17 protein-coding genes are annotated in these 22553 nt (G+C 41.4%); 3 read left to right on the top strand and 14 right to left on the bottom strand.

All coding sequences use genetic code 11. From position 1 onward, the window contains the following. Positions 1-282: 282 nt before the first annotated feature. Positions 283-699: a DUF4278 domain-containing protein gene (locus tag IQ264_RS23490; RefSeq protein ID WP_193983424.1), complete on the top strand. Its 417-nt coding sequence runs from the start codon at positions 283-285 to the stop codon at positions 697-699. A gap of 51 nt (positions 700-750) precedes the next feature. Here IQ264_RS23490 and IQ264_RS23495 read toward each other — a convergent pair whose 3' ends face one another. From IQ264_RS23495 to IQ264_RS23505, 3 genes are all read right to left on the bottom strand, one after another. Further along, complete coding sequence (locus IQ264_RS23495) at positions 751-1986, bottom strand: glycosyltransferase family 4 protein (RefSeq protein ID WP_193983426.1); 1236 nt, start codon at positions 1984-1986, stop codon at positions 751-753. Next, positions 1983-3137, bottom strand: coding sequence for a glycosyltransferase (locus tag IQ264_RS23500; RefSeq protein WP_193983428.1), 1155 nt, complete (start codon positions 3135-3137; stop codon positions 1983-1985). Before IQ264_RS23500 ends, IQ264_RS23495 begins: the two co-directional genes overlap by 4 nt. Positions 3138-3217: 80 nt before the next feature. After that, complete coding sequence (locus IQ264_RS23505; protein WP_193983430.1) at positions 3218-4417, bottom strand: glycosyltransferase family 4 protein; 1200 nt, start codon at positions 4415-4417, stop codon at positions 3218-3220. Positions 4418-5009: 592 nt separating this feature from the next. On the opposite strand from IQ264_RS23505, the gene IQ264_RS23510 reads away from it, so the two are divergent. Further along, positions 5010-6176 (top strand): glycosyltransferase, encoded by a 1167-nt coding sequence (locus IQ264_RS23510; protein ID WP_193983432.1) that lies wholly within the window; start codon positions 5010-5012, stop codon positions 6174-6176. Positions 6177-6349: 173 nt separating this feature from the next. Here the strand turns inward: IQ264_RS23510 and IQ264_RS23515 are convergent, their stop codons facing one another. From IQ264_RS23515 to IQ264_RS23540, 6 genes are all read right to left on the bottom strand, one after another. After that, the gene (locus tag IQ264_RS23515; RefSeq protein ID WP_193983434.1) at positions 6350-6688 is read right to left on the bottom strand and encodes an SMR family transporter; all 339 of its coding nucleotides are present in this window, start codon (positions 6686-6688) and stop codon (positions 6350-6352) included. Between the two features lie 56 nt (positions 6689-6744). Next, positions 6745-7269 (bottom strand): YqeG family HAD IIIA-type phosphatase, encoded by a 525-nt coding sequence (locus tag IQ264_RS23520; RefSeq protein WP_322744794.1) that lies wholly within the window; start codon positions 7267-7269, stop codon positions 6745-6747. Between the two features lie 36 nt (positions 7270-7305). Continuing rightward, complete coding sequence (locus IQ264_RS23525; protein ID WP_193983439.1) at positions 7306-8238, bottom strand: decaprenyl-phosphate phosphoribosyltransferase; 933 nt, start codon at positions 8236-8238, stop codon at positions 7306-7308. 318 nt (positions 8239-8556) lie between these two features. Next, positions 8557-11796 (bottom strand): hypothetical protein, encoded by a 3240-nt coding sequence (locus tag IQ264_RS23530; RefSeq protein WP_193983441.1) that lies wholly within the window; start codon positions 11794-11796, stop codon positions 8557-8559. Positions 11797-11905: 109 nt separating this feature from the next. Beyond that, positions 11906-12175, bottom strand: coding sequence for a hypothetical protein (locus tag IQ264_RS23535; RefSeq protein ID WP_193983443.1), 270 nt, complete (start codon positions 12173-12175; stop codon positions 11906-11908). 1092 nt (positions 12176-13267) lie between these two features. Next, a complete protein-coding gene (locus tag IQ264_RS23540) occupies positions 13268-14086 on the bottom strand; it encodes a WecB/TagA/CpsF family glycosyltransferase (RefSeq protein WP_228061760.1) in 819 nt (272 codons plus the stop codon). Between the two features lie 831 nt (positions 14087-14917). Here IQ264_RS23540 and IQ264_RS23545 point away from each other — a divergent pair. Further along, positions 14918-15229 carry a hypothetical protein gene (locus IQ264_RS23545; protein ID WP_193983445.1) on the top strand — a complete coding sequence of 104 codons (312 nt, stop codon included), beginning with the start codon at positions 14918-14920 and terminating at the stop codon, positions 15227-15229. A 62-nt stretch (positions 15230-15291) separates the two neighbouring features. Here IQ264_RS23545 and IQ264_RS23550 read toward each other — a convergent pair whose 3' ends face one another. The 5 genes from IQ264_RS23550 to IQ264_RS23570 all read right to left on the bottom strand — a co-directional run bounded on the left by IQ264_RS23550 (position 15292) and on the right by IQ264_RS23570 (position 22228). Beyond that, entirely contained in the window at positions 15292-16803 is a 1512-nt protein-coding gene (locus tag IQ264_RS23550) for a glycosyltransferase family 87 protein (protein WP_193983447.1), read from the bottom strand. Between the two features lie 65 nt (positions 16804-16868). Further along, positions 16869-18593: an ABC transporter ATP-binding protein/permease gene (locus tag IQ264_RS23555; protein WP_322744795.1), complete on the bottom strand. Its 1725-nt coding sequence runs from the start codon at positions 18591-18593 to the stop codon at positions 16869-16871. A gap of 188 nt (positions 18594-18781) precedes the next feature. Further along, positions 18782-20026: a glycosyltransferase family 4 protein gene (locus IQ264_RS23560; RefSeq protein WP_193983452.1), complete on the bottom strand. Its 1245-nt coding sequence runs from the start codon at positions 20024-20026 to the stop codon at positions 18782-18784. 85 nt (positions 20027-20111) lie between these two features. Next, a complete protein-coding gene (locus tag IQ264_RS23565) occupies positions 20112-21236 on the bottom strand; it encodes an NAD-dependent epimerase/dehydratase family protein (protein WP_193983454.1) in 1125 nt (374 codons plus the stop codon). Between the two features lie 116 nt (positions 21237-21352). After that, positions 21353-22228 (bottom strand): glycosyltransferase, encoded by an 876-nt coding sequence (locus IQ264_RS23570; protein ID WP_193983456.1) that lies wholly within the window; start codon positions 22226-22228, stop codon positions 21353-21355. Positions 22229-22553 lie beyond the last annotated feature (325 nt).

Consider the following 22553-nt stretch of genomic DNA (forward strand, 5'->3'; position numbering starts at 1 on the left):
CCCCCCACCTCCCCACCTCCCCACGACGTTCCGATCCAAATTCTCATCCAACAAGAGGAATCTAAAGATAGATGAAATAAGTCAGGGAAATCTAACTTTTGGCTGAGAAACCCAAAAATAGTAGTCTATGATACAGAAATTTACAAAAATTGTTATTTTTTGTGGTGACGATCACAGCAAAAACACCGAAGAAAGCGTTATTGTAGATAAGCAAGCGATCCCGAAGGATCGTGATTTTATATAACCCCGATTGATATAACTTTTTAAATGGAGGCCCAATTTATGGAATTCAGTTATCGCGGTGTTAAATATGAAAAAGACTTACCTAGCCTCGAAATGACTGAAGGTGAAATTGGCGGTATGTACCGGGGTCAAGCTTGGAATTATAAATATCCCAGACATATTCCAGTGCCGCAGGCAACACCTCACTTGAAATATAGAGGCGTTAGCTACTGTGCAAATCCTCGCGCTACAGCAGAAGCTTGCTATGCAGCACCAGCAGCAGATAGAGTTGATTCAAAAGTTGGATCGGATTCTCTGAAGCATCCACAAAAATTCGATGAACAAGTAGAAGAAACTCACTATCGCAATATCTGCCGTCGTTTGGAACATAGATTACAGGTAGCAAGAAAAAGTGGCGATCGCCACCTAGTCAAAATGCTAGAAGCAGAACAGGAATTAATTGGGCCTTATTGCTAGTTTTGCTAAGTAAGGGTGGAGGAAACCACCCTATTTTTTTGGGTATTAACTTTAATTTTGTTGACTAACAATCTTTTCGTAAAGCTGATCCAGTTCCGCTCCCTTAGCTTGCCAGTTATAAAAATCTCTTACTATTTGTCGTCCCGCTTTCCCCATTTTCACCCGCAAATTGGGTTCTTTAGCAAGTTTCACCATTGCTACGGCGAGATCAGAAATAGATTGTTCAGGGTCATTTGTTGCGGAAATTTTAAAACCAGTTTCCTCTGTCACTTGTACACCTGGGCCACCCAGATCTAAGCAAATTACAGGTCTTCCGGCTGCCATTGCTTCCAAGCAGACAAATCCACCAGAATCATGCAGACTGGGATGAACTAAAACATCACACTCACCGAGTAAATCAAAGGCTTTGTTGCGTGGTAATTCACTCCAGAATTTTACTTGATGAGTAATACCTAATTCTTGGATCAGTTTCTCCAGATTTCCTCGTTCTGGGCCATCTCCTAACAGCCAGTATTCCGCGTCGGGTAAGTTAGCTTTAGCAAATGCCTTGATTCCTAAATAAAAACCTTTCCAATGAAGGAAACGACCGATACTGATAAATCGGATTGACGATCGCTGTTCGTGAATTGGATATTTTTCTAGTTCTGCAATTTCTTCCGGTAGTAGCCCAACTTGAGAATAGACCTGCACATTTTTAGCACCCAACTTTCGCAAGCGTAAAGCAGTTTCTTCAGTGGTAGCACGGGCGATCGCACTTCGACGCGCCGTAATCCAAGTAAACGGATCGCACTCACCTGTAAAGTGAGAAAACTTGCGAAGCAACTCGTAAACCTTACCACGCAAGCTAAAATCTTTCCAGAATGCAACGGGAGCAGATTCTCCACCGCCAACGGGACCCCAAACAAACGGAATAGGTAGCAAGGCAATAAAGCTAGGGGTAGAATATCTAACGAAGGTGACGTGGTGGAGAAGATCAAAACCGATTTCCCGGTGCAACTTCCGAGCCACAAAGTACGCCTGAATTTGCCACAGGTAATAGTGGATTTGAAAAGCTCCCTGTCCCCATTTCCAACCACTGCCCCAAATCGGTAAGGTGAAGTAAACAAAGTGTAGATTTGGAACAGGATTGCGGGCGAGTTCGGCTTCGATCGCTTCTCGTCCATCATCCGGGCGAGTCAGCACCCAGACTTCATGATAACGGGCAGCTTCTCGCACCGTATTCCAACCAACGCCCAACTCTGTTCCCCGCCCTGGTTCACAAGCGTAAGCTGATAACAAAACCTTCATTGTTTCTCCTGATTTTCGGAAGCGGATGCTAAAACAGATTGGCAAAAGTCGAGATACTGCTTACTGGCGTTTAGGTAATGAAAATCCTGCGATCGCACTTTTGCCATTTCCCGGTAATGTTGCTTTAACTCAGGTTGGGTGAGAAGCTGTAAAATTCCCGTAGCCAGAGCATCTGGATCGCCCGCTTTCACCAGCACACCATATTTGCCATACTCTACAATGTCCTTCATGCCACCTGGAGCATCTGTCACCACAGATGCCGTCCCACAAGCCATTGCTTCCTGAAGAGCGATCGGGCAACCTTCCCAAGCTGATGCTAAAACAAATACATCACTAGCTGCCATATAGCGGTAAGGATTGGGATCGAAGCCTGGAAACCAAACTGAATCTGTAATGTTGAGTTCTTGACACAAAGACTCTAGTTCGCCTCGCAAAGGCCCTTCCCCCAGAATCACTAATCTTGCTGGCGTGACTTTTACTATCTGAGCAAATGCTTGTAATAAGCAATCTATCTGTTTTTGCTTGGCAAGACGGGCAGCGGTGACAATTATAGGAAGATCTTTATTTTGAAACCAGGGATGATCGATCGCTTCCTGGGAGAGTGGTTCGATCCGTTCCAAATTGATCGGGTTGAAAATCACTCGCTTGGGAATATTCGCCTCTATTTTTAGAGTTTCCTCTAAATCAGTAATTGTATCCTTGCAAACACCTATTAACCCATCGCTATGGGGATAGGTATAGCGCATTAGAACTGGCAGAAACCGCAGATGTGGTTTATCCCGATGTTCCACCTCAGCTTCCAGACTAATAATATTATGCTCTCCCAAAATTACTTTTGTCTTCACACCAGACAAGCATCTTGACAGAACTCCCACAACATTAAAATACCAAGGCATCGGCAGTAGCACATCTGGTTGATATTCACGCAGATAACGAACTGTTGCTGGGACAGAAAATGTAGTTCGCTTCACGTTTAGCTTGACTATGGGATACTCTGGGTAACAAGCTAACTCCGCATCAGTAGCATCCAGAACCACTATTTGAGATTCAACCCCAAGTTCGGAAAATCCTCGGACTAAATCTGTACAGAGGTTAGTGAATGTCCCACCTTCAATATCATGGGTCAGTAAGGAAATTTTGGGTGTCTTCATAATTAAGTGATAACTATGTACGGGCGGGTTTTGCCCAGAGATTGTCTGTGAGTAGCAGGGGTTGTTTACTAAACCCGCCCCTACCATAATTTTGTCTTTTTATTTTCCTCTTTTGCTTCTGCTACCTTTGTTAGTTTCATTTCTTTTCCCATGACTAATTCGGTTACTTGAGCCAGACATTTAGCAGCGGCAACTGGAGTATACTGAGCCATAATTTGTTTAGATCGCTCTCCCATTTTTCCGATTAAACCAGGATTATCCAGAAAATTTTGCATCAGATCGGCTAATTCTTCAGCTGCATTTGGGGTAAATACATAACCATTCTCGCCGTCGATCACCAATTCGGATGTCCCTGCACCCTTAGAACAAAGAATCGGTTTACCAAGTAGCATGGCTTCGAGTGTTACTACGCCCCAAGTATCTTCATGAGTGGGAAAGGTAAACACATCTGCATTTTTAAAGTAGCTACCGATCTTGTCGTAGCTTATTCTTCCTGCCCACTCGATGCGATCAATCAACTGATGCTCTTGACAAAATGCTTCTAAATCCTTTCGTTGCTCTCCATCACCTACCGCTACCAAAGTGTAATTTTCGTAACCTCGTTCCTGCAAAATTGCACAAGCTTTCAACAATGTTGGCAATCCCTTCCGAGGAATCAGATGTCCCACAAACAAAAAAATCGGTCTTTGTAGCCCAGAAAACACAGTTTCCGACGATCCCGAATCGCCAGGGAGCGTTTTCTCATCTGGAATTTCGTAAGGTTGCACAAAAACCCGATCCGAAGCAGCTCGTAAAATCTCAGTTAAATAAGTAGCACCCGCCCGACTATTGGTAATACAAGCATCCGCCATTTTGACCATCAATCGTCGCACAAGTAAGCGAATTGCTGAATTGCGATAATCTACACCAGGGGAACTGCCTTCGTAAGCGATGACCACTCGCCACCAAAACAAAGGCTTGAGCAGGAGCGCAATTACTGTCCATATCCCAAAGGAACTGGAAAAAATCACTTGGGGTCGCAGCCGCAGTAAATGACCAATGATTCCTGGCGACAGGTAGGTGAAGTTATCACCGTAACTGCTTTCATCCCGCGTCAGTTCAATTACTCGAAACTGCCCAACCACTTCCACCCGAAGCGATCCTTCCACCCCCTTGGCAAATCCCGGAAACAATCCAGTAAACACGGTTGTTTCGGGAAATAACTTGGTAAATTCACTTAAGGCTGGTTGCCAGTAAAACCAAGCTACTGGCAGTAGCCAAGCAATACGAATCTCTTTCATAAGAACTAATTTGCTGATATTAGTGGAAGAAACTGTTAGATAAACTATTGATTACAAACACAGATTTACTGCCGGAATGCTGATGCCTACGGCACGCACTCGCGTTCGCCCTTACCAAATTGGGATGCCCCGAAGAGCTTCCGCGAATAGGACAGTCTACAGTAGCTAATCTTAATCTTGCCTGCTAGGGGTACAAAATAAAAAGTCGGTAAGGCTACACTTTGTTAAATCTTAAAGTAAATCCATACTTAAGGTAGTTTTTGTGAAGACTAGACGAATTTTCGTACTCTCCGGTCTAAAGGTACGGATATCCTTGTGTTTTAAAATACTCACTGAGCCAGAAGAAGTGAATCAGTACCAAGTAATTTTAGTCAAAATTCTCAAACTTCAGTTGCTCTTTACTGAATACAATTAATAAAACTTTGTGCAGCTTTTTACACATCAATCAGATTTTTGTAAAGTAATTAATGTTACATAAAAAAAATCATCCTAAAGATATAATTTTAAAGATATGTAAAGTGTAGAATTGTTAAGAGGAAAATTATAAAATTTTCCTTAAATAAAATTTAAGGGTGATAAGGTAATAGAGAAAATGACTACTACCAAGCCTCGTATTGCGTTATTCCTGGGAAATTTTGGCGGGGGAGGAATTGAGAGAGTGACAGCCTTACTTTCTCATTACTTAGTTAACATGGGTGTGCAGATTGACTTGGTGTTAATTGACGCGGACAGTCCCCATCTGTGGCAAATGCCTTCGGAAACCCGCATCATTGATTTGAAGTCTTCCGGTTTGTTCAAGAGTCTTCCCAAGCTAGTTCAGTATTTGCTTCAGGAGCGTCCAGAGGTGCTGTTGGCAGCAGACCATTATGCTAACGAAGTGGCAATCCTGGCTCGATTAATCGCCAGAGTTCCAACTCGAATAATTGTTTGTGAACATAACCAGTTGTCCAGAACTGCCAAAAATAGTAGTAAGCTCAAAGATCGGTTAGCTCCTCTGTTTACCAAATTTTTGTATCCTTTTGCAGACGCAATTTTGGCAGTTTCTCACGGTGTTGCTAAAGACCTAGCACAGACGGCTTCTTTGCCTTTAGAGAAGATTGAGACAATTTACAACCCTGTGATTCATCCACAGATATTTGTCAAAGCCCAAGAACCATTGGATCATCCTTGGTTTGCACCTGGGGAATTACCTGTAATTTTGGGTGTGGGCAAATTAGAAAAGCAAAAAGATTTCCCGACGTTGATTCGAGCCTTTGCCAAGGTACAACAGCATAAACCATGCCGACTAGTAATTCTCGGTTGGGGCCCAGACCGTCCAAAGCTAGAAGCACTGATTCAGGAATTGGGGTTAGAGGACGTGGTTGATCTGCCGGGGCACGTCAATAATCCTTATATGTACATGGCGCGATCGTCTGTGTTTGTGTTGTCTTCTGCTTGGGAAGGATTAGGTAATGTTTTAATCGAAGCAATGGCATTGGGAATACCAGTAGTATCAACCGATTGTGAAAGTGGCCCTGCGGAAATTCTCTCAGGTGGAAAATATGGCTACCTAACACCTGTGGGAGATAGTGAAGCTCTTGCAGATGGAATTTTACAAGTTTTAGCTGGTAATCCAAAATCAATTGATGCCCAATGGCTTAATCAGTTTGGAATAGAAACTGCTGGCGAAAAATATCTTAAAGTTTTTGGACTGATTGAAAAACCTTCTGTAGACCGTAAAGTAAGAACGATCGCAACGTATTCAGCAAGTCTTAATTGAGTAAGTTGTGTAGGGACACGGCATCATAAATATTTTGGACAAACAGATAAAGTTAATTATGCCGTGTCTCTACCCTTACCAACAGACTTATTCAGCAAGCCCTACTTAGTTTGTTCATTCAACAATGTCAAAGATTCCGCAGAGCTTTTTTTCTACCAAATAACTTATGTCGTTCAGCTAACTTTGCCAAAGGCGATCGCAAAAATTCCACTAATCATTAATCCCACTCCGATCCATCCCACAGAAGAAACTTTCTCACCCAAAACGATCGCTCCTGACATTGTAGTTGCCAAAACAGTTAATCCAATCACAACTGGATAGGCAACAGATAAATTCAACTTACCTAAAACCAAAATATAAAATATTGTACTTAATCCGTAAGCAGCTAGACCGCCAAATAAAAATAAATTCAGAGGATTTTGTCCAGCGCCTAGCTTCAGTAGCGTTTGTGCCAAAGTGTTTAAAGCAACTGAGATCAGGATTAAAATAAAAAATACCAAGTTACTTTGCATACTAAATTTCCTTGTTCATTAGTCTGAGAAACTATCATAACGTTGATTTGGTAAAATCAAGTTTTATAGGAATTAACATCAAAATGTTCCAGTTCGTGCTCGATAGGATAAGGTGTTTGTACTCTTTTTCCGAATAGCTTTTCCCACCAACGAAAAGGATGGGGAAGTGTGGCAACTTGAATGCTAGGACAACCGACAAGCCATGCTCCTAGAACGTCTGTATGACGACTATCACCAATCACAACTACTTGTTTTGGTCTAAGTTTCATGGCTTTTATCGCTTTACGGAATGCAAAAGGAAATGGTTTTTTGGCTGGATTAATCGCTGGTATATCCAAACGATAAGACCAATATTTTACTCGGTAGCGACGCTTACCATTAGAGAGAATATAAAACTTGAATCCTGCTAATTTTGCTTGCTCAATCCAAGCTTCAGCACCAGGGGATAAATAGCGATCGTCCTCGGAAACAATTGTGTTGTCTAAATCTAATAACACACCTTTGATTCCAGAGGCTTCTAGTAATTCAATTTTTATCGTCGCTAACCGATAATCTGTTTTTGGAAAATAGTACTTTCCCACTTTTATACTCAACTCCTTGGTGAATAGAAAAACAACTTATCTGATGATGATTCCATTAGTTTTAAACCAGAGAATAGCAGCTGTTGTCAGCACCCAACCAACAACAGTTAATAGAATTGGCCGATCTTTTAATAATACTTCTTCAGGTCTTTCGCTTTGACCACCTAGTTCACCGTGATGTCCTGCTTCATTTCGGCGAGAAATTTCTTCAGGATCGCTCAGGAGTTGATAGCGAAAAATGCCATACATCACAAAGGGCAATGTTACCATCATCCAGGGAGTGGAAGCGCCACCAACTTGTGGGCCTGAACTCCAAAGGGCATAAGTTAGGATAGCTCCAGTAGTGACAACGCTCTCCATGCGTTCAAGTAAGCCAAAAGAGTAGCGTCTCAGAACTGCCCTGGTTTTACCACCACTGATTTTTATCAATCTTAATTCTGCTTTGCGCTTTTCCACGCCCAAAAATAAAGCTAGCATCCCAGTACAAAGCAAGAACCAGGGAGATAGAGGAATTCTTGTAGCAGCGCCACCTGCGTAAGCTCGGAAGACAAATCCCATTGCGATCGCGACTACATCCAAAATTACAGTTCGTTTTAACTTTAAGTTGTAGGCGACTTGTAGTAGAGCATAGCTAATTATGGTTGCACCTAACCAGCGCGATCGCCACCAACCAATAATCACTGCTCCACCCAACAAAATTACTGCCATTGCGATCGCGACAGGAATACTTACTGCTCCCGAAGCGATCGGACGTTTACATTTGACTGGATGCTTTCGGTCAGATTCTACATCTACAATGTCATTGAGTAAGTAAAAACTACTAGACGCTGCACAGAATAGTACAAATGCCAGCAAACTCCCCAATATCGTTTCTAGAGTGATACTGAAAGCAAACAGAGGGGCAGCAAAAACAATAAGATTTTTTGTCCACTGGCGGGGTCTAAGTGCTGCTAAATAAGGAGATTTCATCAGTTGATTTTCTGTTTGTAAACAACAAGAAACTTACTTAGGAGTTGTAGTTTGTCTAATCTTTGAATTTTAACCCCAAGTAATATTCTGAACAAAAAAAGTTACTCTTTATCTTTAGGTTGATCCGACATCGACATTTTCCCTTTAAACTCAAATTGAATTTAGGTAGATACCTAAAAATAGCTCTCCTGATATTTTTGGTAACAAATGCAGCTTTTACTACAAAACTCCGGGATTTTAGAGAATTAAAACATTGATTATTAATTCCTTGCTCCGGCTTACTCAAGTATATCAGGAGAGCCTATTTAATTATTAAAGTTATGATGTTTTTTGCGGCGCGATCGAATTCACGGGTGTATTGGCAGGGAAAGCCGATCCCAGCCGAACATTCATTTTTTTCCCTTTCATCTCCACGTTGATTTGTTTACCATCCCAAGTCCAATTAACCAAATTTCCGCCTACTTGTAATCCTTTAACGCTGATGGCTTGGTTAAGCCATGTTTTGGGAATTCCAGCACCAATGACTAAGATAGGTTCAGTCTTCGATCGTTCGACATAAGCCAACATATCCAATTGCAACAGCAGCATTTGGGCAGCACTTCCGTAATGTGGTGTAGCGTTGGCAGGATTAATCCAACCGCGATAACGGTGCCATTGGGAGAAATGCTTGGGTAGCTCACCAATCTGATTGTTGTCTCCCCACCAAGTATATAAACCAGGGGAAGCTTGATTTTGCCATAACCATTGCAGATTATTCCATACCCGATCGCTCTTACCCAACAACAGCCATTGGTGAGTTTCTGCCAAATTGAGAAATGGTGTTACAGGTTGACGCAACAATCCTTTAGAATCGTGGGATTCATTCCAGCGCCGTTCCAGTTCTTGAGTCAAAACTTCCCGATTGGAAGACCCAATTCCACTAGGCCACAAACTGGTAGTGTAAGTTTCAGGAGTTCCAGCGAAGACGAATTTAAATGATTCTTCCCAAGCTGTTTGTAATTTCCCTGCTTCCGAACGCCAGCGTTTAGCGATCGCACTTTGACCAACCCGATCGGCTACACTTGCAGCATCCAGCAAAGCCCGATAGCTCATCATACTTGCCGATGGGTCGAGGGTAATCAGATCCGGTTGATTGTCCATTTTACCTGCAACCAAATCCACCTTTAGAAAATCTGGGTTTTCCGAAAAAGGAGCCTTTGATTTCTCAACCACTGGGTAGCCCGGTCTATTTGAGGTGAGCATATCCATAATCAACTGGGCCTTACGCTGAATGTGAGGCCACAAAAAGCGATCGTACTCTGGCTGATTCAACTGTTCGGCAACCTCTGCCAATGCCCAGATTCCCAAAGCCGGAACATCAGCTTTCCGTTGAATACCATCGACAAAATCGGTTTCTGCAAAATAGCCCAACAGCTGCTTCGCTACATCTAATTGTCCAGCACGAGCCAGAGCAACGATCTGGTAAGCACCATCTTGGAAACGTGGCAATGGATAGTTTAGTGGATCGCTAGGAGTGGTACGATTTCCCACCAGCCCCATCATTAAATGAGCAACTTGGGCGTTAACGGTTTCCACAAATCGACGATCCGGTAATTCCAAAACCATTCCCGGCGCGATTTTGGTCGCACTCAGGTTAGTCGGCTCCGTAGTAAAGTTGGCTAATTCAATCCTGGTGTCCCCTGGAGTTAGTTCCAGCCGTGCATAGCCCCAACCGCGCTCATCTTCCCATTGCTTGACAGTAGATGATTGTGAGATCCAGCCCGGTGAAGTTTCACTACCCAAATGTACCTTAGCTGGGGTTTGACTGAGCTTCACAGACCAACGATTATTGATCGACAACCGTTGACCGTCCCAATTTAATGAGTCGATCGCACCGCCAGCAGGCCCAACACTGCGAATTACCAATACAGGTCGAGTTGTTAAATTAGCAGGAGTTTTCAAGTTTAACTCCCAAGTTCCTGGTTTTGAGGCTGACCAGTAAGCTTGATAGTATTCTGTTGATGTAAAAATTCCTGGTGTCTGCTTGTCAGGCAGATTAGTAAATTGTTGCTTAATTTTATCTAGAGGAATATTGTCGCTGGTGGCTTTCAGGTTGCCATTTTTATCCAGCACCCAAATCGAAACCCCAAAGCTGCCTGCTACTGGGCTAAAGCTGCCCCCTGGTTCATAGTAAGCTTTATCTTCGGCGCGGCTACCAGGAGTTCCCAGCACGATATGTCCGACATTGCGGAGCCAAGGATCTCTGGGACGTAGCTGCATTTGTTGCTCTACTTGCTGTTGGGGAGTGCCGTATGTTTGTAAGGTGGCTGTAACTTGGTTGTATTGCGATCGATTATTAATTCCCGCACTGACTACAACCAACCCTGCCAGAACTAAGCCCAACAAACGCAGACGAGTTAAGGAAGTAAATGCCACCAAAATCAGTAATAATGGGGCGAAATGCAGGGCATAAATAAAGGTTTCTCTGGCTCCATAAACGCTATGAATTAGCAGTTGTCCGATAATTATTAGTCCCAGAACGATCCTTAATTTCGGCTGTTTTTTTGTGGTGAAGAAACTCCAAATCCCAATAATTAACAGTCCCGTCCAGGATATTGCTGCCACTGTTCCCCAAATTCCACCTGATCCAGGAGTTAAAGTGTTAGTTGCCAACTTCACCCAATCTGGTCGAATTGGTGAGTCTTGAATTTCGATCGCAGGCATGACGATCGTTTGATAAAAAAAGGAACTAATAGCCGATAAAACACTGTCGGATTCTGGTGCCGACATGAATTTCTTTTCACCTATAAACGTCTTTGGTGCAAAGGAATAACCAGTGTTAGTAAAGAGTATTCTTTGCAGAATCCAAAGCACATTTACGATCGCAAAAGTTATTAGCGTGATTTGAGCCGCTTTTTTCCAGCGAAAGCTGACGAATGTTGTCAGAAGTCCCGACATCCAGTTTGTGATTGTAATACTTACTGAAAATGCGCTAAGTATTACATACCAAATCGGAGATACTTTCTGAATTTCCGCTAAAGGCAGCAGAATCAAAGGTAACAATAGTGAAAGTGAACCAGAGGGAAAGGACTCCGGTACCACAAACCAAAAAACCGCAGCAGAACTAACTCCTCCTAACAAGCTGAAGATGCTAGCATCTAATCGCGGACAGCGCATTAACCGGAATAAAACATAAAGTGCGGCAATCCATGCACCCGCAAAAAAGGCAGTTACTAGTCTTGCCGCCGCAACAGGTTCCAGGTGAAGTATTTTTCCCAATCCGAAGACCAGCGGAAATACTATCAGCGGAAATAAGGGGTGTTTATTGTTACGTCCAAAATCACTCTCAAGACTGGTAATATTCCCAAAAACAGTAGGAATGTCACTACCAAACCACACATCCTGAGCATAGAAATCCGTGATAATTGGCTCGGGAATTCGTTGAGCACTCAAGTAGCTGGAAATTGCCAACCCAATGGCAAGAATCACAGCAATTGATGAATCTATCTGGTGCTGCTTCAGCCATTTGGGGATGGTATATCTGATTGATTGAAAGTTAAACTTTATGCTTGCATCCATTTATCAACTGCCTAAAAATAATACCTAGCAATTACCGAACAGGAGAGAATTTTTTGAGTCATTAGAAATCAGAGTTTTACTCTTGTTTAGTTATAGTCTTGGTGGGAACTCAGACAACAATTGAGTAAGATTTAATACTTTTGGCGATAACTGCTCCTGCTCCAATCACGCAACTATTACCGATCGTTACACCCGTAGCAATGCCAGACATGATATCGGGTTGTAACTCTCCTCTTGATTGGGTTTGTTCTTTAAAGGAGATATGTCGGCCTTTAAAACCATAATTGACTGGAATGATTATTACCTGTCGGTTAATTAAGCAATTGTTGTCAATAATCAAATTTACGTGACCATAAAATAGCAGAAAAAGAGTTGACAAAGCACCAACTTACGATTATAGTAGTTATCCTCCGTAGATTCAGAGCAATAAAACAAGAACTAATCAAAGTGCGATCGCCAATAACTATTTTAGACTCGTCATGGTTCATTGGATCTACCCCTGGAGCCGAATATTTACCGAATATTTACATACATTGCTATTTTGACCAATAAAAATATTCTTTCTGTGTTGTCTTAAGATGGTTATTGCCTACCAAGAGTTTTATTCTCGTTATAAAAAGAGACTTTTAAGCAATGACCACCCTACTCATTTCGGTGTAATGCACTTACCTGTAAAGTTATTTCCATTGGTTTTGTTCGCATTTGTAGTAGCAATGAGCAAATGCTAAAAAACAAATTTTGGCAATATCAAAGCTTTTGATATTGCCAAAATTTGTTCTAAGTACTGATTTCAGTTTGATGACAATCTATAAAGCTTCTCAAAACCTTCATTTTTTAAAGTCAGAGTTGGAGCGAGCGGACTAATTATAGCAACCAAAAATTCAAAATCGAGACTTCAACCCAGCATCATTTGGGAAAGCGTCAGCCAAAAATTACTGTTAACGGAGAAGAATATGTGAGTTAAGAAAATGTAAAACACATAGATTCCTAAAACAAAAAATCTGAGAGAAATTTGATAATTAGAACAGTCTGGCGAGTTGATAACAAATTTAGCTTTGAGAGTAGCGAGGAACCAAAAACTATTAATATTTTCTCTCTGAATGGATAGTAACGACGCTCAACAAAAAAATAGACCGGAGAAAATCTAACATCTATCTATTTTTTTCAAGTTCTTCTTAACAGAAATTTGTGTTAGATTTGGCAAAGTCTCAGACTTAAGAGCAGAATTGTTAATTATGTATAGCAACTGCCAAAGCGGTTAAGACAAGATGAAGAGCCAGAACCCTTATTTTTAAGTTTTTGCCTTCTGCCTTCTGCCTTCTACCGTTCGGCTGACGCTCACGGAAGCCTTCTGCCTTCTGCTATAGCACACAGTTTGATTGCTAAAGATCAACCTAGTTTTTTCATATCCTATAGAAGTTAGAGCCAAATATTATTGCACCCCTTGTGCTTCTGGACAGGCTCTAAACTTCTAAATTGTTGCATCATGATAGTCTTGGAGTTGCTGACGTTGCGCTGTCAATAACTGCTTGCAGGCTAACCAAATGAAGACTGGGATTGTGCTGCTGTAGCGTCCCCAAAGCCTTTGTGGTTCTTGTAATAAACGATAGAGCCATTCAAAGCCAGCCGATCGCACAATGCCAGGAGCACGTTTGTGAAGTCCAGCATAAACAGGAAAAGCACCGCCCAATCCAATCATTACCGCATTTACTCGGTTTTTATGGTTAGCCATCCAAACTTCCTGCTTCGGGCAACCCAAAGACACAAATACGATTCCCGCACCACTTTCGTTCAACATTTCTACCAGGGCTTCGTCTTCTGCCTGAGTCATGGGGCGAAATGGTAAGGGTTCCATTCCAGCAATCTCCAGGTCAGGAAATTCTTGATTCAATCGCTGACGCATTTTATCAAGAATTACTGATTGGGAACCCAGGAAAAATACTTTGACTCCAGCCTTTGTTGCTTGCTTACATAGTGCGTGCAAAACATCTAAACCAGCTACCCGGTCTTGTTGACGGACTCCCAACAACCTAAGCATCCAAACTAAAGGCATTCCATCTGGAGTTACTAAATCTGCCTGTTGCAATACTGTAGCAAAACTAGAGTTGCGATAAGCTTCCACCAGCATGTGGACGTTGGCAATACAAACTGATTTACTTAAACCTTGCTTTGCCCATTCTAATATCACAGCCATCTGGGACTCGAAGGGTACGGCTGTAACTGGAAAGCCGATAATGCGTTGGGATGGAGGATTTACTTGTGTCATTACTCGTGTCATTACTTGTGTCATATATTTATTTCGTATTTTCCGTATTGGTAAGTTGAAAGGGTAGCAGCTTTACTTACGTGATTTTGTAAAACTCTTTATGAGCTGTTAAATAAAATGTTATGGGATACCTATGTGAAAATACTAGATGCCACTCACTATCTTTATGCAAAATTCATAAATTTCGCTGGTTTATAAAATTCCTTTGAAGAGTTCTCATATTAAAGTAATGCGTACTCTCAGTAAGCTTACAGCGTAAAGACCCTGAAGCTTCCTAAATTTATTGATGATATAGTTTGAATACAGGCAGTCAAAGGACTGGTGGTGTTCTCCTGTAAAACTGACCACCTGTAAGCAGGAAAAGTTTCCCTAAATTAGGAAACAACTTGAGTTATTACATCTGGGCATAAATTTCCCACCAGTTCCACAGTAAAGTTGGGGGAATGGGGGGATGGGGAGAAAGAACTGATGGGTTATTTCTGCTGTGCTGCACTAGTCTCTCTCACAGGATAGATAATTTCTTGATAAAGCTTGGTTAATTTAGTTCTAACGTTAACTTTTAGTAGACTTTCAAGAAATACATTTGCTCAAACTCTTGTTGACTGTATTTCTTTCCTCTATTGTGGACGTTTCTTCGTACCTTTTGGGTGTTCAGATCTGGCAGCTGGATAGGTAGAACCTCCCAGCTCTTCCAAGTTGAACCTGGTCACGAAAAACAGCAGTTGCTGCCTCTGGAGCCAAGTCTCAGTAGAGGTATTGAGAAATGGAACTTTTTATTCTCAACTGTTAAGGCTTACTAAGTTTACTAACTTATTTCTGCGATCTCTAATAATATTTACCTTAAGGACATCTAGAATGATTATGTTAAGCAACCCAGAACCTAAACTCGCAGACTTGGATTTTTTCGATAGACTTTTTGCTCAAGTCTTGCCATCTTCGTCTAAGCCGAGAACTCATAATTTCACTAAAGAGATCGAGAGTGTTAATTATGAGATTGAAGAGATTGATGGGACAAGAGTGCAGATGACAGGCTATGGTAAAGGCATCAAACCTAGAGATTATATTTTACTTACCAACCAGGGGATTCGCTATCGGGTGGAAGCGATCGACTACTACTCAGATCCGGCAGATATGTGGACAGCACTACTGTTTAAGTGCAGCACTTAACAGTGACTAAATCTATTGTATGAGTCACTTCCAAAATGGTGAGCCAAGATCTGAAACTTTAGTCAACTAACCTCTAACTCACTAATCTTTCTCTTCTGTTCCCGGAGAAAGTATTGCTGAACAAATTTGGGAGATGTTACATAGATCAGAATTAACAGTCCAACCATCCGACAATGGCCTAAAGGAAAAATGTCAAAAGTTGGTAAGCAAAAAATCAAGAATGTACCAACTCCAGCTAACTTGCGTCGCTCCCACCGACCAGTTACAATCGCCCATAGAGCAATGGGAATCGCTATTACATAGTGATGCTCCCAGACCGAAGGTGAAATCAGCAGACCAAGGGCGATCGCATCGATCGAATGCCCATACAGTATAAACAAATCATTCGGTAGTTGTCTGTTCAGAGAAACACTATCTTTCTTAAGCTCCTTGTAGCCTTTCTCTCTCTTGATAATCCTGACAACAAACCAAACAAGAATTAAAAGGTTGATCGCAGCTACGATCGCAGGAACCAAATTGAAAAAAGAGTGATGTGTTAATGTTGCAGGTATCTTAAATAGATTGAAAACAAAGCTATGTATACTACTGTTTCGGTAGTTACTCGGTTTTTCGGGGTTTTGGAAATAGCTCAGAAATTGCTGCCACAACGTCCAGTCTTGCCCCCAATCAGTCTGAATCAGTAGAATTGCCACAAATCCTACTATTACTCCCAAAATAGCACGTCGCCTCTTGATAAAACTCCAGGGAAGTAATAGAGCCAGGGTATACAGCTTGATGTGTGCGCCCAAAGCGACAGCTAACCCGCTGACAAAGGGACGAGAGCGGAGTAAAAGCAGTGCCAGTAGGAAACTATTTAAGATCCATACATTAATCTGATCGAATTTTATCGTTCTAAAGAGCGGCTCGTTAAACAGAAATAATACTGATACAATCAAGGCCGCTAAAATATTTTTTACACCCATCCTGCGAGCGAGGTGGTAGGTTAAATAATATGCCAAGATAATTTGGAAAAACTGACCACATTGATATAAGTAGAAAACTGTATTCCAAGTCTTTAGTGTATCTCCTCGTGGCAGCAAATGAGTTGAATTAACTAGTTGGTATAAAAAGGCAAGCACTTGTGCTGGCAAGGGTGGATACAGATAACATTTTGGCTCTGCTAGATAAGGATTTAGTCCGTTTAAAATTGCTCGGGCTGCATTCTCGTAACAAAGGTAATCGCTACCTTTGAGATATGATGTTTCAATTAATAACCAAAGAAGATTTAGGTTAACCAGTAGTGGCAAAACGATCAGGATAAAACTATTTAAATTTAATCTTTTCTTTACTTTTAATCTTTGCCAGCTAACAGTAATTAATAAAACAGAACTTAGTAGACCAAATATTTCAAAAGGCTCGGTATCTACCATACCCGGAACACTACCATCATAAGTTTTGGATACAAATGATAGGTTTAACGGCCAAAGTATAATTGGCAGAACTATGGTCAGGAAAACAGCGGTGGCATAAAGGAGCAATGGAAACCAAGATTGATATTTAGCCACAAAAATATTTTTAATAGTATTTAATTTCATCTAAAAACCTCCACAATTTGCCATAATTTGCCTTTTTTAATGGTAAAAAATGCACCTTGCGAGAATTAGACGTTCTGTGCCAAAACGACTTCTTGATAGCTGCCACACTTAATAATACTGCCTTTTTGCATTTCGTAAATGCGATCGCAATGTTCAACTGTGGTCAATCGGTGCGCGATAATGATCATCGTCTTCGTACCACTTAAATCTTGAATGGCTTTGCTAATTAAGTTTTCTGTTTCGTTATCCAGAGCAGAAGTCGCCTCATCTAAAACGAGAATCTCGCGTTCATGATACAAAGCACGAGCAATACCAATTCTTTGGCGCTGTCCTCCCGAAAGACGAACCCCATGTTCACCGACCATAGTTTGCACGCCTTCCGGTAATTGAGCAACTAATTCTGTCAGTTGTGCCGATCGAATTGCGTTATTCAACCGTTGTTGATCGATTTTATCATCTGTAACACCAAAGGCAATATTTCGTTCGATCGTGTCATCTGTAAGAAAGATCGTTTGGGGAATGTAACCGATCAAATTCTGCCAGGAACGCAAAGAATTATATACCGATAAGCCATCAACTTGAATATCGCCTGACTGCGGAATTAACAACCCTAATAAAACATCCACCAGGGTTGTTTTTCCTGCGCCTGACTTACCAATTAATGCTATCGATTCTCCCTTGTTAAGCGTTAAGGAAATATCTGTCAGGGAATTGGAAGCAGCTTCTGGATAAGCATAATTAACTTTATTGAGAACAATTTCTTGCGTAAAGGACATTGGTATGGGTTTGATGGATTTTTTACGCTCAAACTTCACCTCTTTACTGGGAATAAAACCCTGAGATATTTTCAAATAATTAACGGCTTCTGGCGTTTCAATTTCTTTCAAGTCCATGTAAAGTCGATCGAGAGTCGGCTTAAAGTTTCGCAGCACACCCATATTGGACATGAATTGACTAGCAGAGGGCAAGATACGAATTGAAGCGATCGCAAAAATCCCCAAAACCGAAACCAAATTTTGCGATCGCTGCTCAAACAATAGAGAAACTGAAACCAGACCAACAACGAAAGTGATTAACAAAGCTTCGATCGTGATTCTGGGCAATATTTGAAATACGTGAAACAATGTTGCAACTCTGGCAAATCGATTTACCTGACTGCTCAATTGGTTCTCAAAAAACTCCTCACATCCAATAACTCGTGTTTCCTTCAGTCCCCCGATCGCATGATTCGCAATCCTTAACATTTCTGTATTTGCGTCAACTCCTTCCTTACCCCAACGAACAATTTTGTGCCTGAATAAATGGAATGGCAGGTAAGTACCTAATAGAATTCCGATTACAGTTACGGTAGCTACCAAATCTGTTTTCATCAGTAACAATACCAGAACTACCAAAACAAAAAGATTTGCCACCGATCCTAAAAGCGGAATTGCCACTGAATAGCTAAAATTTTCTGCTTCTTTAATAATATTTTGAATCAAATTAGCGGAGTTAGTTTTTAGATGAAAAGTGTATGGTAAGAACAGATATGTATGCAGTAGTCTGAGACGTAGCTTCACCTGTTGCGTAAAGCAAAAGTGATATACATATCGCTGAATTTGGTAATAAAAAAAAGATTTTAAGTAAAAGATGATGATGATTGTTAGTCCCAATAATCCAATAAACTGATTGCTACTTTTTAATCCTAGAGTTTTATAAGTGTTTGCTAGCCAAATATTTTTATGGATCAGTTCTGGATTCGTTGCCAAGCCCATAAATGGCCCAACTAATCCAATCCCTAGAGCATCCATGAGTGAAACTACGAGAAAAGCAATTAGTAGCAGTATAAGTTCAATTTTTTTAGCAGAGATAACGTATAGAAACTGTGACAAATACCTCATCGATTCTTTCCTGCTTGTGAAGTGAACCAGTTTAATTAAACTCGTATGCCCCTAATTGTTCATATTTTCTCACATTAGGAACTTTTAACCAAGCTTTCTCACGCAGTTATCTCTGCCTGAATTTCTTTGTACAGGGAGAGATAACGGCTGGCTTGGACATCACTGGCGAATTCTCGCAAGCTTTTTTGCCTCGCCTGAAACTGTAACTTTTGGAGACGTTCTCCATCTTCGAGTACCCAAGCAATTCCTTTTGCTAAATCATCCACTGCAAACGGAGTCGCTAGATAGCCATTTTGTTGATGGTCAACGATATCCTTCAATCCAGTACCATGAAAAGCCACTACCGGAGTCCCACAGGAAATAGCCTCGGAAGCAGTTTGACCGAAGGCTTCTTGTACTGATGGAACGACCATTACATCTGCTGCTGAATATATCAATGCCAGGGAAAGATCGTCATTAAAGCGCCCCAGATAATGAGTGTTAAACGCTAATTCGATCGCTTTTTCCGGCTTAGAGGAACCAAAAACCACAAGTTCAATCCGATCGGCCCAACCAGACGCAGCAAGTCTTTGCAAAGCTGGAATCAGGAGTTGAAATCCTTTTCTCGGTTCTGAAGTAGAAGTAATTGCACCAAAGAGAACTATTTGTTTATCTTGGGGAAGATTCAATAATTGGCGAGCAATTTGCCGATTAATTGGTTTGTATTTCTCAGTATCCAAACCTAAAGGAATCACTTCGATCCGTCGATTTTTGAATAATGAGCTAGAACGGGCACAATCAGCCATCCATGAGGTTGTTGCCACAATGGTCAGGTTAGCGTTTTGCCAGGATTTAGCTTTCCGCTGCCACACCCAACGGGATATGTCTGACGATCGCCCACTCTGCAACTGCGGACAATCACCACAGGAGTCCTGATATTTTTGGCACTCTTGAGTATAATGGCATCCTCCTGTGAAAGGCCACATATCATGCAGCGTCATCACTAAGGGTTGGCTAAATTTAGCTAGTGTTTCTATTTGGAGATAGCCGTTGCAAACCCAGTGTACATGAACAATGTCTGGATTGAACTGCCTAACTCTTTTGGCAAGGACATCTGGAAACCATTGTGGCGAGAACATTGGCGAGTTAAGTTTCGGATACAGCCTTAATGGGATTCCTGAGATCGGAGGGCTTAACTTGGTAAGTGGCGATCGCTCAACTATTACCGTTGAATCGGAACTGAATTTGGAGTGCACCAACATTTTAGAGGTGCAGCCGATCGATCGCAAACCATCATGCAGCCGATAAGCAGCCCGCGCCCCTCCGTTATCGATGTCAGATGTACTCAGGTGTAAAATGTCCATTAGTCACTAGATTTTAGATTTTCGATTTTAGATTTTCGATTTTGGATTAAATCTAAAATCGAAAATTTACTAAATGATTTACTAGTTATTTTTTGGTCAATAACAAACCCTTTTGCTCCATTTCGCGCAAGGATGCTTCTAGGGTAGCTTGTTCCAAAGGTTCCTGATTCAAGTACCATTTTAAGTATTGGGAAATTCCCTCTTTCAGGGATGTGGGTGTCCAGTGTCCCAATGTGGTTTTGTACTGTTCCATATCTGCGATCGCATGGCGTACATCTCCAACTCGGAACCGACCAGAGATAGTATAGTCGGCTTTTTTGCCAATGACCTCAGCGATCGTTTCCACAACCTCTACTAAAGTTACCGCTACACCGCTACCCACATTTAGGATCGCGTTCAGAGGTTTTTCGTAGGTGGCGCATTCGAGTACCGCATCAGCTATATCGCCCACAAACACGAAATCTCGTGTCACCATACCATCTTCAAAAAGTTCCAGACGGTTTCCCTGAACGATCGCATTCGTAAAGATACCAATAATTCCCGTGTAAGGATTACCCAATTCTTGCTTAGGCCCATACACATTTTGAAATCTCAAAGTTACTAAATCAATTCCCTGACTTTCGCAGTAAACTTGCAGTAATTGTTCTTGCCAAAGTTTAGTCAAGCCATATACAGAAGTTGGTTTAGTCTGATGACTTTCGTGCATTGGTACAGGTTTTAACGGCTGTCCATCAGCCCCGCAAACTTCCCAAATCCCCTGTTGCAAATCCTCTACTCGTCGCCCTTGGGAATAAAGAATCGATTTACCATCAGTGTAAGCCCCATCCCCGTAAACTGCTCGACTGGAGGACACTACTATTCGGCGCGGTTTATGTTCTAGGCTGGAAATCAGTTCTAACAGCTTTGCAGTCCCATTTGCATTCTGTTGCACATACCTACTGATTTCATACATTGATTGACCTGTACCAGTTTGCGCCGCCAGGTGAAGTACTACATCCGTTCCTTCGATCGCCTCTTTGTATTCCGCGATATCTTGAACATCTGCTTTGATACATTTAGCACGGGCTAATAACTCAGGTGCAAAATCCTTTGACTTCCGATGAACTTGTTCATCCAGAGAATCCACAATCACAACTTCAGCATTAGATGGCATCTTTTCAATCAGCCACTTGCCAATAAAACCTGCTCCACCTGTAATCAGAATTTTCATAATTTTCCCATTTGTCATTAGTTATTTGTCATTCCTCATGGGGGAAATTTTTCCCCAGTCCCGTAGGATAGGCATCTTGCCTGTCATCCCCAGTTGCCTCTCATCCCCAGTCACCATTAATAACTTTTTACTGCGAAGCGACTCATTACTATCTCATCGAGTTGCTTATGTTTGATTCTGAGAAACACTTTTCTCAAGAAGTAATAAGGAAAGAAAACCGAGATTTTTGCTTGTTCTAGTAGAAATGGAATGGTTTGTTCGCCATCTTTCGGTGCTTCGGCTTTGATGGAAAAATTCTCCAAAATATTTTCTGTTGGAACGCGAAATCCTCTGCGATAAACATTCATATAATTAGAACCGTGAACCACTTCTATCCAAGCTGGTTTACAGAATACTTTCTTAGCAGATTTACACACTTCATATAATTCTTTGTGTGGTCTACAATGGACAGTGTTGAATGAATCAGGATTGTATTTTTCAATCAAACTAATGAAGTGACTCGCCAGTTCAAAATCAAAGTAAAGCTTCCCTTCCGCGAGTTGATAGCCAAAAAAGAAGTTCACTGTCTCAGATTCTTGCTGATTGAAATTGTCCTGAATCATCTGGACATAATCTTTGTGGATCGCATCATCATTATCTAGCCAGGTTGTGATCAGGTATTCGCAGTCGGCTGGAATGTAGTTGCGAACGACTGCTCTTACTTCATCAGTAAATTGACCATAAGGAAATGGACAATCTAAATAAACCGGAACGAAGTTCTTCCACTTGTTAGCGTATTCGGAAATCTTTTGTTTGAATGCTTCAGGTGTATCTACATCAAAAAAAACCAACCATTGAAAGTTTTGGTTGGATTGACTGGAAACGGATGGGAAACAATATTGGTCGAATAATTTAAATCTCTTTTCGAGCCAAGCTGGGTCACAACCTGGTCTAAGGTCTGGGAAATTTCTGACATTGAACTTAGTGAGAATGTAATGGCTAAACTGTCCCATTTTTACCATCCAGTAATTTGCTTTTTAACTAACTTGTTTCGAGCTTTTTACCTGAATTAAGTACAAATATTTGTTCACTAGGTGTTAATATTTATTGCTCTCCATTAAACGATATCACATTGGCATAAGCATTGTCGATTTTACTGATGATTTTTGTCTAATCTTGATATTTCCTTTACATTAGTACTTTTTTGTCATTTTAAGATGAAGATAATTGAGGATAAGATAGACAAACTTGGCTAGGTTGACAGACATTTAAATTGTAATTTTTGTAACTTATACCAATTCTCTATGAAGATGCGCTTAATTCACCCCACCCCAAACC

It is taken from the genome of [Phormidium] sp. LEGE 05292, from assembly GCF_015207735.1.
Classification (GTDB): domain Bacteria; phylum Cyanobacteriota; class Cyanobacteriia; order Cyanobacteriales; family Aerosakkonemataceae; genus Floridanema.

What these genes read in the sequence shown, in the direction of transcription:
- IQ264_RS23495 (WP_193983426.1), bottom strand. Translation starts at nt 1,986, where the DNA reads ATGAAGGTTTTGTTATCAGCTTACGCTTGTGAACCAGGGCGGGGAACA.
- IQ264_RS23565 (WP_193983454.1), bottom strand. Translation starts at nt 21,236, where the DNA reads ATGAAAATTCTGATTACAGGTGGAGCAGGTTTTATTGGCAAGTGGCTG.
- IQ264_RS23570 (WP_193983456.1), bottom strand. Translation starts at nt 22,228, where the DNA reads ATGGGACAGTTTAGCCATTACATTCTCACTAAGTTCAATGTCAGAAAT.
- IQ264_RS23505 (WP_193983430.1), bottom strand. Translation starts at nt 4,417, where the DNA reads ATGAAAGAGATTCGTATTGCTTGGCTACTGCCAGTAGCTTGGTTTTAC.
- IQ264_RS23555 (WP_322744795.1), bottom strand. Translation starts at nt 18,593, where the DNA reads ATGGATGCTCTAGGGATTGGATTAGTTGGGCCATTTATGGGCTTGGCA.
- IQ264_RS23545 (WP_193983445.1), top strand. Translation starts at nt 14,918, where the DNA reads ATGATTATGTTAAGCAACCCAGAACCTAAACTCGCAGACTTGGATTTT.
- IQ264_RS23540 (WP_228061760.1), bottom strand. Translation starts at nt 14,086, where the DNA reads ATGACACAAGTAATGACACGAGTAATGACACAAGTAAATCCTCCATCC.
- IQ264_RS23530 (WP_193983441.1), bottom strand. Translation starts at nt 11,796, where the DNA reads ATGGATGCAAGCATAAAGTTTAACTTTCAATCAATCAGATATACCATC.
- IQ264_RS23525 (WP_193983439.1), bottom strand. Translation starts at nt 8,238, where the DNA reads ATGAAATCTCCTTATTTAGCAGCACTTAGACCCCGCCAGTGGACAAAA.
- IQ264_RS23550 (WP_193983447.1), bottom strand. Translation starts at nt 16,803, where the DNA reads ATGAAATTAAATACTATTAAAAATATTTTTGTGGCTAAATATCAATCT.
- IQ264_RS23500 (WP_193983428.1), bottom strand. Translation starts at nt 3,137, where the DNA reads ATGAAGACACCCAAAATTTCCTTACTGACCCATGATATTGAAGGTGGG.
- IQ264_RS23515 (WP_193983434.1), bottom strand. Translation starts at nt 6,688, where the DNA reads ATGCAAAGTAACTTGGTATTTTTTATTTTAATCCTGATCTCAGTTGCT.
- IQ264_RS23490 (WP_193983424.1), top strand. Translation starts at nt 283, where the DNA reads ATGGAATTCAGTTATCGCGGTGTTAAATATGAAAAAGACTTACCTAGC.
- IQ264_RS23560 (WP_193983452.1), bottom strand. Translation starts at nt 20,026, where the DNA reads ATGGACATTTTACACCTGAGTACATCTGACATCGATAACGGAGGGGCG.
- IQ264_RS23510 (WP_193983432.1), top strand. Translation starts at nt 5,010, where the DNA reads ATGACTACTACCAAGCCTCGTATTGCGTTATTCCTGGGAAATTTTGGC.